This window comes from Flagellimonas sp. 2504JD4-2, assembly GCF_053642935.1.
The window spans coordinates 464,106-477,304 of sequence record NZ_JBSIOV010000001.1 but is presented as its reverse complement, the minus strand read 5'-3'; the positions used below and the strand labels follow the sequence as shown (position 1 = coordinate 477,304).

General features: G+C 40.4%; 15 protein-coding genes. 4 read left to right on the top strand and 11 right to left on the bottom strand.

The genetic code is table 11. From position 1 onward, the window contains the following. The first annotated feature begins 4 nt into the window (after positions 1–4). Both ACULLH_RS02215 and ACULLH_RS02210 read left to right on the top strand, forming a co-directional pair. Positions 5–484, top strand: a complete 480-nt coding sequence (locus tag ACULLH_RS02215; RefSeq protein WP_454087093.1) for a very short patch repair endonuclease — start codon at positions 5–7, stop codon at positions 482–484. Further along, positions 477–1,622 (top strand): methionine aminotransferase, encoded by a 1,146-nt coding sequence (locus ACULLH_RS02210; protein WP_454087092.1) that lies wholly within the window; start codon positions 477–479, stop codon positions 1,620–1,622. Before ACULLH_RS02215 ends, ACULLH_RS02210 begins: the two co-directional genes overlap by 8 nt. Positions 1,623–1,625: 3 nt before the next feature. Here the strand turns inward: ACULLH_RS02210 and ACULLH_RS02205 are convergent, their stop codons facing one another. Next, positions 1,626–2,321: a helix-turn-helix domain-containing protein gene (locus tag ACULLH_RS02205; RefSeq protein ID WP_454087091.1), complete on the bottom strand. Its 696-nt coding sequence runs from the start codon at positions 2,319–2,321 to the stop codon at positions 1,626–1,628. A 145-nt stretch (positions 2,322–2,466) separates the two neighbouring features. Between ACULLH_RS02205 and ACULLH_RS02200 the strand changes: the two genes are divergently transcribed. Next, the gene (locus ACULLH_RS02200) at positions 2,467–2,787 is read left to right on the top strand and encodes a hypothetical protein (RefSeq protein WP_454087090.1); all 321 of its coding nucleotides are present in this window, start codon (positions 2,467–2,469) and stop codon (positions 2,785–2,787) included. Here the strand turns inward: ACULLH_RS02200 and ACULLH_RS02195 are convergent. The 10 genes from ACULLH_RS02195 to trhO all read right to left on the bottom strand — a co-directional run bounded on the left by ACULLH_RS02195 (position 2,776) and on the right by trhO (position 11,835). After that, positions 2,776–3,291, bottom strand: coding sequence for a GNAT family N-acetyltransferase (locus ACULLH_RS02195; RefSeq protein ID WP_454087089.1), 516 nt, complete (start codon positions 3,289–3,291; stop codon positions 2,776–2,778). The two genes, ACULLH_RS02200 and ACULLH_RS02195, sit on opposite strands and share 12 nt — an antisense overlap. 522 nt (positions 3,292–3,813) lie before the next feature. Next, positions 3,814–4,335 (bottom strand): hypothetical protein, encoded by a 522-nt coding sequence (locus ACULLH_RS02190; RefSeq protein ID WP_454087088.1) that lies wholly within the window; start codon positions 4,333–4,335, stop codon positions 3,814–3,816. A 34-nt stretch (positions 4,336–4,369) separates the two neighbouring features. Beyond that, complete coding sequence (locus ACULLH_RS02185) at positions 4,370–4,855, bottom strand: hypothetical protein (RefSeq protein WP_454087087.1); 486 nt, start codon at positions 4,853–4,855, stop codon at positions 4,370–4,372. A 6-nt stretch (positions 4,856–4,861) separates the two neighbouring features. Beyond that, positions 4,862–5,515: a CoA transferase subunit B gene (locus ACULLH_RS02180; protein WP_454087086.1), complete on the bottom strand. Its 654-nt coding sequence runs from the start codon at positions 5,513–5,515 to the stop codon at positions 4,862–4,864. 34 nt (positions 5,516–5,549) lie between these two features. Beyond that, positions 5,550–5,903: a four helix bundle protein gene (locus ACULLH_RS02175; RefSeq protein ID WP_454087085.1), complete on the bottom strand. Its 354-nt coding sequence runs from the start codon at positions 5,901–5,903 to the stop codon at positions 5,550–5,552. Positions 5,904–5,927: 24 nt separating this feature from the next. Then, positions 5,928–6,629 carry a CoA transferase subunit A gene (locus ACULLH_RS02170; RefSeq protein WP_454087084.1) on the bottom strand — a complete coding sequence of 234 codons (702 nt, stop codon included), beginning with the start codon at positions 6,627–6,629 and terminating at the stop codon, positions 5,928–5,930. Positions 6,630–6,730: 101 nt separating this feature from the next. Beyond that, positions 6,731–9,064 carry a penicillin-binding protein 1A gene (locus ACULLH_RS02165; protein ID WP_454087083.1) on the bottom strand — a complete coding sequence of 778 codons (2,334 nt, stop codon included), beginning with the start codon at positions 9,062–9,064 and terminating at the stop codon, positions 6,731–6,733. A 2-nt stretch (positions 9,065–9,066) separates the two neighbouring features. Beyond that, positions 9,067–9,555 carry a gliding motility lipoprotein GldH gene (locus tag ACULLH_RS02160; RefSeq protein ID WP_454087082.1) on the bottom strand — a complete coding sequence of 163 codons (489 nt, stop codon included), beginning with the start codon at positions 9,553–9,555 and terminating at the stop codon, positions 9,067–9,069. Beyond that, positions 9,545–10,702, bottom strand: a complete 1,158-nt coding sequence (locus tag ACULLH_RS02155; protein ID WP_454087081.1) for a PSP1 domain-containing protein — start codon at positions 10,700–10,702, stop codon at positions 9,545–9,547. The genes ACULLH_RS02160 and ACULLH_RS02155 overlap by 11 nt, the downstream gene beginning before the upstream one ends. Before the next feature lie 101 nt (positions 10,703–10,803). Next, positions 10,804–11,835 carry an oxygen-dependent tRNA uridine(34) hydroxylase TrhO gene (trhO, locus tag ACULLH_RS02150; protein WP_454087080.1) on the bottom strand — a complete coding sequence of 344 codons (1,032 nt, stop codon included), beginning with the start codon at positions 11,833–11,835 and terminating at the stop codon, positions 10,804–10,806. A 287-nt stretch (positions 11,836–12,122) separates the two neighbouring features. Here trhO and recA point away from each other — a divergent pair, with 287 nt between their 5' ends. Continuing rightward, positions 12,123–13,130 carry a recombinase RecA gene (gene recA, locus ACULLH_RS02145; RefSeq protein ID WP_454087079.1) on the top strand — a complete coding sequence of 336 codons (1,008 nt, stop codon included), beginning with the start codon at positions 12,123–12,125 and terminating at the stop codon, positions 13,128–13,130. The last annotated feature ends 69 nt before the right edge of the window (positions 13,131–13,199 follow it).

The following is a 13,199-nucleotide window of genomic DNA, read 5'->3' as shown; positions in this document are numbered from 1 at the left end:
AACCATGCCCAAAAAGTACCCAGAAGAACGTATCAAAGTCCCTCGTTTTAATGAGGAATCCGGATTTTACACTACCCCGGAGCGTTCGAAGATCATGGGCAAAATCCGTGGAAAAAACACCAAACCCGAATTGGCCTTTCGGAAAGCGCTGTGGGCTTCCGGCTATCGTTATCGTATCGACTATAAAAAACTCATCGGCAAACCGGACATCGCATTAAAAAAATACAAAACGGTGATCTTTATTGATGGTGAATTCTGGCATGGCCATAATTGGGAAGAACGTAAGCAAAAAATCAAGACCAATCGCGAATTTTGGATTCCAAAAATTGAACGTAATATTCAACGGGACCAAGAAGTAAATTTAGCTTTGCAAGAGATGGGCTATACCGTCTTTCGGTTTTGGGAAGGCGAGGTAAAGAAACATCTTGATACCTGTCTTCAAAAAGTACTCGAATCATTAAAAAGTCATTCCGCTAATGCATAAAATCCAATCCAAACTGCCCAATGTAGGCACTACCATATTTACCACCATCGGTCAGTTGGCCAATACCCATAATGCTGTAAACCTATCGCAGGGATTTCCCAATTTTGACCCAGATCCCAAACTTTTGCAATTGGTAGATACTGCTTTTAAAAAGGGATACAACCAATATGCCCCCATGCAGGGCACTTTTTCCCTTCGGGAAACCATCTCAGAGAAAATTGAAAGCTTGTATGGTAAATACTATCACCCGGAATCTGAAATCATCATCACGGCGGGAGCCACACAGGCTATTTTCACCACTATTTCCACTTATGTTCATCCAGGGGATGAGGTTATTGTCATCAAGCCTGCTTATGACAGCTACGAACCAGCTATTGAACTTTTTGGAGGCACGGTTGTTCCCATTGCTTTGCAGGGAAATGACTTTAGCATGGACTGGGACAAGTTTAAATCAGCAATCGGTCCAAAGACCAAAATGGTCATAATCAATACACCCCACAATCCTACAGGAGCAATTTGGTCTGAAAGTGATATGCAACGACTTGAAGAGGTGCTAAAAGGAACCGATATTCTGTTGTTGAGTGACGAGGTGTACGAGCATATCGTATTTGATGGAAAACGACATGAGAGTGTTGCCAAATTTTCGGATTTGGCCTCGAGAAGCATCATTTGTTCCTCCTTTGGAAAGACTTTTCATGCCACCGGTTGGAAAATGGGCTATTGCACAGCTCCAAAAGAGCTGATGGCAGAGTTTCAAAAAGTGCATCAGTTCAACGTGTTTTCGGTTAACCATGCCATCCAAATCGCTTTATCGGAATACTTAAAACATCCTGGGCATTACCTTGGTCTAAACGCTTTTTATCAAGAAAAACGGGATTACTTTTTGGATGCCATCAAAGGTTCAAGATTTAGGATGACGCCCTCGTCGGGCACCTATTTTCAATTGTTGGAATATTCGAACATTACGGACGAAAAAGACACGGATTTTGCAGAGCGCTTGATAAAAGAATATAAACTTGCCAGTATTCCGGTTTCTGTATTTAGTGATAAAACGTACGATAGAAGATTTCTTCGCTTTTGCTTTGCGAAGACGGAGGATGTTTTGGACGAAGCCGCTGAAATTTTAAACAGAATATAAAGGTTAGAGCTGCTTTTTAACCACTCTAAAGATTTCCAAAACCTCGGTCAACGCTAAATCGAAGTCTTGGAATTCTGGGGATTTGTTCAAGTTTTGGCAGTGAAAGGTATTTGTTGAAGCATCAAAACCGGTTATCCTTTTACAGATAATCCTGTCCTTGCAGACCAAAATACAGGATGTGTCCAATACACTACTTTCTTTACTTAAGCGCTCTTTCTTTATCTTAATTCCCAATACAATAGCTTTATTCGGAATTGCATCAAGGCTACCATCGTTCATGGAGTTTCCTGAAACTTCAAAGGCTTTAAGAGGGTCTTCTTCCAAAAAATCGATGATAAATCCGGTTTTGTAGGGACTGTTCCCCAATCGACTTTCGGCCAAGCTATCGATATAGTTCTTTTGGCGCTCTACCAATATTAATGGCACAATGACATGGTGCTTGCCAAACTCCATCGGATAGAAAACACAACCGTGTCGAATAAAGGCTTTTTGCTCAACATAAGTCTCGTTTTCCTCTTGTAAGTACAATTCGGGAATACTTAGGTCAAAATATGCTGCAATTTTGGATAGATTCTTGGTTGGGATATTGGCGCCCTGTTGCTCATAATTCTGGATGGTGCGTAGGCTTACACCAATTTCTTTGGCCAAATCGGACTGATTTATGCCTTTTTTACGTCTTAACTGTTTGATCGTGCGCATACTTTTCTTAAAAATATGTAGTAAATTTTCGTATATTTGATTTTGCGCAGCAAGACTATATATCTCTGTAATTGGGTTACAGACCAAATATAGAAAATAGGATTTGACCCCGACATATGAATTGATAAACTATAAAAACATCAATATGGGTTCAATCAAGGATTTCGGTTTGGTCATTGACGCTGACAAGATGTTTTCCAAAGAAGATTTTGGAAAACCTATTAGTGAACAACTTTCCCTTACGCTCAGAAGGAATGTATCCAAAGATGATTTTGCAAACATAGCCTCTCGAAGCAATGTGAGTTTCTCTACAATCAGGGATGTTGTGTATCGAACCAACAGTTTAACCAAGTCCAACGCCAAGGCCATTTCGCTTTTGATACATGCCGCTTACGAAAATTCAATTGCTTACAAGCTGCGAGCTCAGGGCGACACCATGTTCTTGAATACATTTTTAAAGGTCTAGGCGCATTAACCAGTCGGTCTGTTTGTCCTTACCGATAAAATAGGGGTGGGTCCCAAACTTTTGAAAACCGTGTCTCAGGTAAAACCGGATAGCGGCTTCATTCTTTTCCCAAACACCCAGCCATACATAGTTCAATCCCCTCTTTTGGGCGATTTCCAACACCTGCTGCAACAACCATTTTCCTTTGCCCTTTCCTTGATGTTTTCCTAATACGTAGATGCGTTCCAATTCAATGGATGCATCATCCTTGATGTCGGTTTGCGCAGCGCCTTGGTTAAGTTTGATATATCCGATAAGGTCGTGCCCAGCAAAGACAAGATAGAACCAAGTGTCCCTATTTTCCAGTTCTGATTGGAGTTGTTGTAAACTAAAAGCCCGATTGATGTAGGCTTCAAAATCCTTTGGATCATTGTCTTTTTCGAAAGCGTCCACAAAAGTATCCTTGGAAATCTTGACCAATTGCTGCAAATCGGCATTACTACATTGTTGAAGCCTTAAATCCATTATCAATTTTAAGCACTCCAAAGTAAGCCAAAAAAAAAGAGCCAAACATTAATGCTGGCTCTTATTTTAGTTAGGTTTTATAGGTATTAAAGCATAAAAAGCTTTTTGATCAATAGTATAAATCCTGTAAAAAAGTCGTTTCTGTAAACCTGGACGGTATCGTCCATGGAGTTCTGGTTTAATCTGGGTGCCATGTTGTTGATTTTAATGGTGTTAATTTGGGAAAAAATTCAATAATATCAAAACTAAAAACAACTATTAACACCAAAAAATGTTTGTTGTGTAACTATTATATTTTGTTGTAAGAAAAAAGTGCCAAATGGTAAGGGGCAAGGCCATTTAAGTAGTCTTTTGTTTGAACTCCGAATCGATTTCAGATTTTTTAAATCTTTTTTGAGCTTGTCTTTCGCCCTTCCAAAACACCCGCTTCCAAAAGGGTCTTAAATGCTTAGTATACTCTACACTTGTCGTCAACATTCTTTTTTTACCGGACCTAATCGTTTTGTTGGACTTTAATATTATTTAGTTATCACTTTTGTCCATCAAATCCACAATTCGTCCACCTTTAACCCTGAAAGGTCCGGATAAATTTGGGTTTTCACTTTTTGCATCTTCAAAAGCTCGAAAGAAATTATCAAAATGCTCTTTCAAAACTTCCGTATTCCGAGTCATCCAATACTCTCCTTCATCTTCTACAAGCAGTTTTTGAAAATAAGGTTCAACCAAATTCAGAATCTCAATAATTTTAATGTGAATGTCCAAACTTGAAAATTGAGTTTTGCAAAACTCTTGAATGAAATTATCCTCATCAAACTCTAGCCATAAAGGGTCAGAATTGATGTCAGGTTGAATCTTAATCCCACGAGTTGAACCTCTATAATCCCATTCTTTCTCATCTTTTACGCGCTGAAGACGTTTATTGGTTTCTTCGAAAATTTGATAATCCATTTCATTCATTTGAGCAAAAGCAACTGAGGTTTCTATAAGTTTGTGAAACCCCTCTTCTGAATTAAGTTTGCCCTCAAAATGAATTGTTACTCCCATTACTATTTAATTGATCCTATCGTTTGTTGAACTATTATTTTTTCTTATAAATAAGCACATAATTATTCCTGTCTGCTATTACCATGGAGTCTTTTTCAAAGAACAAAATTCGCTTTTGTACAGGTTTTTGATAGTATTTCCCGTCCTTTCTTTTAGTGACAATTTTCTTCAAATATTTCCATGCAACATTATCCGGTGATATGATAAGTTCCAAGTTTATTTCACCCTTTCTCTGATCAAAGAACCATGTTCCGTTTGATACATTTAACGGGTTATAACTCTTGTATTTCATATTGGATTTGAAAATGTAATTGTCCCGATTAATTTTTTCTTTGGCCTTCTTCCCCATTACGGTAATCGGGATTTCGGTGAGCTTTTTACCCTGCTCATCTTGAAGATGTATAAATTCCCATTCTCCAAATAAATCTTCTTCCTTTAATTCCTGTCCAAATAGGGAACCAGCAAAAACAAGACTTACTATTGAAATGACCAATCCAATACCGAACGATCTTGACACCATAACTCCCTAAACATCCATCTCCGGAATATCCCCGCTGACCTCCAGTTTGCCTTCGGTGGCTTGAACGATTTCTTCTACTGAAACACCAGGCGCTCTTTCCAAAAGCTTAAATCCATCTCCCGTTACCTCTAAAACGGCCAAATTGGTCACTATTTTCTTTACACAGCCAACTCCGGTCAGTGGAAGTGTACATTGTTTTAATAATTTGGATTGTCCAGCCTTGTTGGTATGCATCATGGCCACAATGATGTTTTCCGCCGAAGCAACAAGATCCATGGCGCCACCCATGCCCTTGACCATTTTACCAGGGATTTTCCAATTGGCGATATCCCCATTCTCCGCTACTTCCATGGCTCCCAAAATGGTAAGGTCAACATGTTGTCCCCGAATCATGCCAAAACTGGTGGCTGAATCAAAGAAGGAAGCTCCGGGAAGCGTTGTTATCGTCTGTTTTCCGGCGTTGATGATATCGGCATCCTCCTCGCCTTCAAATGGAAATGGACCCATGCCTAAAACTCCATTTTCGCTTTGAAATTCCACACTGATATCGTCGCGCACAAAATTGGCCACCAAAGTTGGAATGCCAATGCCCAAGTTTACATAGTAACCGTCTTTGACTTCTTTTGCAATTCGCTTTGCGATTCCATTTTTATCTAACATAATTTGAAAATCTATGGATTCTTAAATTTGATAATTATTTTTTCTTGCTGGTAGAAATAATTTTTGAGATAATCAGAATAATTGATTTGAGTTCTTCCAACAGCATATCTTTAGGTTCCGGATAATAAATGGAATCCTTACAAAGGTTTAGCCAATACTCCAGCTCATCAGCTTCCTTTGCTGAAATTTTGAATTTATGTATAAAATCCGCCTTGCTTTCCGCATTTTGTGCTTCCCTGATATTCGCCCCAATCGAGGTGCCGCTTCTGAATATTTGGGATGCCATTTCAAATCTGTTCAAATCCCGGATTGATTCAGAAAACTCAATAATATTTAATGAAAATTTAAATGTTTTATCGACTATTAAATTTTGTTTGTCGTTTCTCATTTTCAAATTTTCGCCATTGAACAACTAACTAATTGAACGTACGGTTCGTTGTTCTATTCGTTTTTCATACTGCTTCCCTTGGAAAATGCGTTGGACGAAAATTCCTGGAATATGAATCGTGTTCGGGTCCAAGCTCCCTGCAGGAACCAATTCTTCAACCTCGGCCACCGTAATTTTGGCAGCACCGCACATACACGGATTAAAATTTCTGGCAGTGCCCTTAAAAATTAAATTGCCCGCTTCGTCTCCTTTCCAAGCTTTTACAAATGAAAAATCCGCTTTGTAGGCTGGCTCCAACACATACATCTTTCCATCAAACTCACGTGTTTCCTTTCCGTCGGCCACTTCGGTACCATAGCCGGCTGGCGTGTAAAATGCAGGAAATCCTGCCTGGGCCGCCCTACATTTCTCTGCCAATGTCCCTTGGGGAGTAAGTTCAACTTCCAATTCCCCGCTTAACATTTGGCGTTCAAACTCATCGTTTTCACCAACATAGGACGAAATCATTTTTTTTATCTGATGGTTCTGAAGGAGCAATCCCAGTCCAAAATCGTCGACCCCAGCATTGTTTGAAATACAGGTGATGTCCTTAACCCCTAGTTTTACCAATTGTGCGATTGCGTTTTCAGGAATACCGCAAAGGCCAAATCCACCCAACATAAAGGTCATTCCATCTGCAACGCCATCCAGTGCTTTTTCAACACTGGAAACTGTTTTTTTAATCATTTATTAATGTGTTTTCTTAAGCTCTCAAATTACGATTTAAATAAAAACGCCCCAAGCGCAAAATGCATCTTGGGGCCGATTTTTTTTGGTTCAGAATTATTCTAAAAACCGATATCTTCTTCGAGGTCATCTTCCATGTCCTGCTCTTCTTGGAGTTCTTCCAATATTTTAGTGCAGTCGACATTGATGGTCAATTCTTCAGGTTCTTCAAAAGCGTCTGTGGATACGCCCAATTCTTCATTTTCATAGTTCTTCTTCATGTACAAGGCCCAAATGGGTAAGGCCATGGATGCGCCCTGACCATAGGTAAGGCTCTTGAAATGAATCGATCTGTTGTCACCTCCTACCCAAACTCCGGTAACCAGATTAGGCACCATCCCCATGAACCAGCCATCACTTTGGTTTTGCGTGGTTCCTGTTTTACCTGCTATGGGATTGGTCAACTCATAAGGATATCCGGTAATAATATCTTTATAAACGGCTTGTTCTTTGGCAAAGGTGTGCCGTAATCTTGTGCCTGACCCCCCCTGGGTGACGCCTTCCATCAAATTAACCATAGCGTAGGCCACATCTTTGCTAAGGACATCTTTTGTTTCAGGGACATACTCATAAAGCACGGTCCCATTTTTATCTTCAATACGGGTCACCATTACTGGTTTTACATATACCCCTTGGTTGGCAAAAGTGCCATATGCTCCTACCATATCATATACGCCAAAATCATGCGTTCCTAATGCAATGGACGGAACCTCTGGTATATCATCGGCCAACCCCATGTTTTTAGCAATATTAACCACGGAACCTGGACCAACCTTGTCTATTAATTGTGCAGTCACGGTATTTACAGAGTTGGCCAAAGCGTTTTTAAGGGTCAAGTTTTTCCCAGAGTATTTCCCATCCGAATTTTTCGGACACCAAGCCTCCATATTGCCATGCTTCAAGGGCTCAATGCAATATTGATTGTCCGGCAACGAATCGCAAGGTGAATATCTTAACTGATCGATTGCGGCGGCGTACACAAAGGGTTTAAAGGTAGACCCAGCTTGTCTTGCCCCTTGGATTACATTGTCATATTGAAAATGTTTGTAATCCACTCCCCCTACCCACGCTTTTACATGCCCTGTCTGGGGTTCCATGGACATCATTGCGGTTCTCAAAAAGGTCTTGTAATAACGAATTGAATCCATAGGTGTCATCACGGTATCCTTCTCAAAGGAATCGCTATTCCAATCAAACACGGTCATTTCTGTTTTTTCATGGAAGGACTTCTTGATTTCCTCTTCGCTTTTCCCCTGTCTTGACATACTTCTCCAACGCGCTGAAGTTTTCATTGCCCTGCGCATAATAGTATCTATTGCACCTTTGGTCAAATCTAAAAATGGCGCTGTTGGATTTCTTTTGGGAGTATTTTGGTGAAAAAACTCAGCCTGAAGATTTTTCATATGCTCCTCTACTGCCTCTTCCGCATTTTTCTGCATTCGAGAATCTATGGTTGTATATATTTTGAGTCCATCCAAATAAATATTGTACTTCTCGCCATCAGGTTTGGGATTTTCCTTTACCCAGCCATTTAACCAACGTTGGGCGTACATTCTAAAATAAGTTGCCAAACCTTCCCGGTGTGATTCTGGACTGAAGTTGATGTCCATTTCCATGTTTTGCAAAGAATCTTTCTCCTCGACCGTGATGTAATCGTATTTGGCCATTTGACCCAATACGGTATTTCTTCGATTCAATACCAATTCTGGCCTTCTTATGGGATTATAAAGCGAGGAATTTTTCAACATCCCGACCAATACCGCGGATTCCTCAGTACGAAGCTCATTAGGTTCTTTTCCAAAATAAATTCTCGCAGCTGAGCGTATCCCATCGGCAGCATACCCAAAATCATAGATATTGAGATACATCGCAATTATCTCTTCTTTGGTGTATTGCCGTTCCAAACGCGTTGCCAAAACCCACTCCTTTACTTTTTGAAGAAGCGCTTTTGTTTTAATCTCTTTTTCCCTGACCCCAATAAAAAGTTGCCGGGCCAGCTGTTGCGATATGGTACTTGCACCTCCTTTTTTACCTAGAAAGGCAACCGCTCTTATGGTTCCCCGCGCATCGATGCCCGCATGGTCATAATATCTGGCATCCTCAGTAGCAACCAACGCATCGACTAGATTGGATGGTAAATTGTCAAAGGAAACGGGAGTCCTATTATCATTTAAATAAAACTTTCCCAAGGTTTCACCGTCAGAGGAAAGAATTTCGGTTGCTAAATTGGTCTCTGGATTTTCTAAGTGCTCGTATTCCGGCATTGGGCCAAATGCTCCCCATGCTGCCAAAAGAAAAATCAAAATAGCGACCAGGACACCTGACGCAAAAAGAATCCAAAACCATTTGATGAATACGAAGAAACTTTTTTGTTCCTTTTTTTTCGTTTTTGCCATTGTTAGTGGGTGCTTTTTTCTATTTCCAAGCCTACATCGGTAATGCCATCCAAAATGTGGATTCCATCAACATCACCATTCTTGCGCATGGCATGTACAATGTTCAATTTATATACGCCCGAGTCGGGAAAAACGATCTTTTCTTGAAACCAAAGTTTATTTTCCTTGATGCTTCCCAACCCTTTGCCCAACCATTCGCCTGTTGGCTCGGCCATTTTATACTCTAGGGTGTCTTTAAAGGTTTTACCATCTGGATATTCAAGTTCCGTGATCAAAAAAAGGTTGCTGAACTCAAATGTGTTGTCGTTTCGAACATGAATGAACATATTATGCAGCTGTACCGAATCTAAGGCTGAAAATTCAAAATCTACCGATTTGTCCATATTCCATTTTCCGTTCTCCATGGCTTCGAACTCAGAAAACACCAAATTCCTATTACATGAAACCATGCTCCACATAAAAACCAAGACAATCAAGAATTTATTGTGCATTGGAAGGTTTTTTTGACCTGTTCTTTCTTCGTTTTTTGTTTCTTTTCTTCTTCTTGGGCCGATCAAATCGCGTGAGGCTATCCTGTCCAACAACATTTTCAAAAGTCATTTTTTCTTCACTGATGTTGTCTTGGGCGTATTCTTCGAGACTAGCAATTTTTTCATTGTTCTTGTTCATCTCCAAAATTTCCAAAACCTGATCTTTGTCCAATGCATGCCAAGAGGCCGGATCATCTTTATAGGAAAACCAAAGCGTCTCTTTAAAAATATCGGCTTTTTGACAGAAGGCAATCCCTTTTTCAGTTTTGAGTTTGCTGTCCTGCGGAGGGAAATTTTTTAGTGCCTCCAAGTACATATCCAGTTCATAATTGAGACAGCATTTGAGCTTTCCACACTGTCCTGCCAATTTTTGCGGATTCAAAGCCAATTGTTGATAACGCGCCGAAGCAGTGCTCACAGATCTAAAGTCGGTAAGCCATGTGGAGCAGCAAAGTTCTCGACCACACGATCCGATTCCTCCCAATCGCTGGGCCTCTTGACGATATCCAATTTGGCGCATCTCGATTCGAATCCCGAACGCCTTCGCCATATCCTTGATCAACTGTCTAAAATCCACGCGTTCCTCTGCGGTGTAGTAGAAGGTTGCCTTGGATCCATCGCCTTGGAATTCCACATCACTCAATTTCATTTCCAGTTTAAGTGATATGGCAATCTCTCGTGAACGCTTTTGAATTTCCGCTTCTTTGTCTCTGCATTTTTGCCAAATGTCTATATCACGTTGCGATGCCTTTCTGTAAATCTTGGGGATTACTTCATCATCGGGTGCAACTTTCTTTCTTTTCATCTGCACCTTGACCAACTCACCGGTAAGGGTTACTATGCCCACATCATGACCAGACTTGGCCTGTGTGGCGACTACGTCCCCTATGGCCAAGGGAAGATTGTCCACATTCCTGAAAAACTCCTTTCTGCTGTTTTTGAAACGTACCTCAACGCAATCAAATGGCTTTTGACCGTTGGGTAACGACATATTGGAAAGCCAATCAAAGACTGTTAGCTTATTACAACCATCTGTGCCGCAAGTACCATTGTTCTTGCAACCACGCGGTTGTCCATCCTTGCCGGTTGAACAACTGCTACATCCCATATTTTTTATCTTGATTTAAGAAAATGCACGACATTTTCTTAAAAAGGGTTCATAAAATTACTAGTGGTAAATATAGCACAATTTGCGGCAGCAGTGAAATGTTACTTTTTGTACTTCAGTACTTCAGAACGTCCTTTTTTGAAAATCTTGTTGCTCACCGTTTTTCCTTTTCTAAGCTTTTTTTGCTCTTCAAAAGGCAATGCATGTACATCCTTACATTCTTTCGAGCAACAGTTGTTCATGGCTTCGGCGCACTCATCACACTGAATAAACAACAAATGACAAGCTTCATTGGCACAGTTTACATGGGTATCACAAGGTTTTCCGCATTGGTGGCAATTCGCTATTACATCTTCTGATATCCGTTCGCCTCGTCGGTGGTCAAAAACAAAGTTTTTCCCCAAGAATTTATTCTCAAGATTTTGCGCTTTTACCTGTCTGGTATATTCAATGATTCCACCTTCCAATTGATATACATTCTTAAAGCCCTTGTGCTTGTAATAGGCACTTGCTTTTTCACATCGGATACCCCCTGTGCAATACATCACCAGTTTCTTGTCCTCCTTATGTCCTGCCAGATCATTTTCAATGATATCCAAAGAGTCCCTAAACGTATCCACGTCAGGCGTAATGGCATTTTTAAAATGACCGATTTCACTTTCGTAATGGTTTCGCATATCCACCAAAACAGCATCAGGATCTTCGATAAGCTCATTGAATTTTTCCGCACCAACATGAATCCCTTTATCGGTAACATCAAAAGTATGATCGTTCAACCCATCAGCAACAATTTTCTTTCGGACCTTAACCTTCAATTTCAAAAACGATTTGTTATCCTGTTCAACGGCGATGTTAAGTCGCACATTTTCCAAAAAGGAAATTGAATCAAGGTGCCCTTTGAACACTTGAAAGTTATCCGCAGGAACCGATAATTGCGCATTTATACCCTCGTTGGCCACATAGATTCGGCCAAGGACATCCATCTCATTCCAATTGACAAAAAGATGATTTCTTAAAATTTCGGGGTTTCCGATGTGTGCATATTTATAGAAAGAGATGGTCAACCGATCTTTACCGGCCTCCTCGATAAGTTTTTCCCTTTCCTTTGCACTTAATGTATTGTACAGTTGCATGCTATACCAATAATTTAAGTTGAAAGAATCTGAATTAAAATGATGGCAAAGGTATGATTCTTTGTGGCAAAAAGAAAGGGCCTCTTAATATAAGAGGCCCTTTCAACCACCATGTTTCTTTTCATAGCGCAAATTTCCCTTTGCTGTGTGGCGTTGAATCGACTACTCGATTCGATATGTTGTTTTTTGAATCAGTTGCTTCTTAGATACGTTCTTTTAAAAAGGTTGCGTTGCTTTTGTTGCATGAAGAAAGAAATGGTAATTTAGCCTTCCTAATTACGAGAACCATGAGCAACGAAAACGAAGCAAAACTAAAAGCCTTAAAACTAACCCTTGATAAATTGGACAAAACCTATGGAAAAGGCGCCGTAATGAAATTGGGGGACAGTGTAGTGGAAGACGTAGAGGTAATTCCTTCAGGATCTTTAGGGTTGGATATTGCTTTGGGTGTGAATGGTTATCCACGGGGAAGGGTAATTGAAATTTATGGTCCGGAGTCATCCGGAAAAACTACCCTGACCTTGCATGCAATTGCAGAAGCCCAAAAGAATGGCGGTATAGCTGCTTTTATTGATGCGGAACATGCCTTTGATAGATTTTATGCCCAAAAATTGGGAGTAGATATCGACAACTTGATCATTTCCCAACCTGATCATGGTGAACAAGCTTTGGAAATAGCCGATAACTTAATTCGTTCGGGTGCTATCGATATTGTAATTGTGGATTCGGTTGCCGCCCTTACACCAAAAAGTGAGATTGAGGGTGAAATGGGAGATTCCAAAATGGGGCTTCATGCAAGGTTAATGTCCCAAGCTTTGCGAAAATTGACCTCTACCATCAGCAAGACCAATTGTACAGTAATCTTTATTAACCAATTAAGGGAGAAGATAGGTGTCATGTTCGGTAATCCGGAAACCACTACCGGTGGAAACGCACTAAAATTTTATGCCTCTGTGCGATTAGATATTAGACGTTCTACCCAAATAAAGAACACTGATGGAACGGTCCTGGGGAATAAAACCAGGGTTAAAGTGGTTAAAAACAAAGTTGCCCCTCCATTCAAGACCGCTGAATTTGACATCATGTATGGTGAAGGAATCTCGAAAATCGGTGAAATCTTGGATTTGGGTGTTGCCTACGAGATTGTGAAGAAAAGCGGCTCTTGGTTCAGTTATGGAGACACCAAACTTGGTCAGGGAAGGGATGCTGTAAAAGCCTTATTGGCTGATAATCCAGAACTTTCGGAAGAATTGGAGGCCAAAATCAAAGAGGCCATCGCTACGGTGAACGCCTAATATGGGCTTTCACTTTATCTTACTTTTTTAAGTTACGCCGAATACCACGCAACCCTTACCTTTACTATA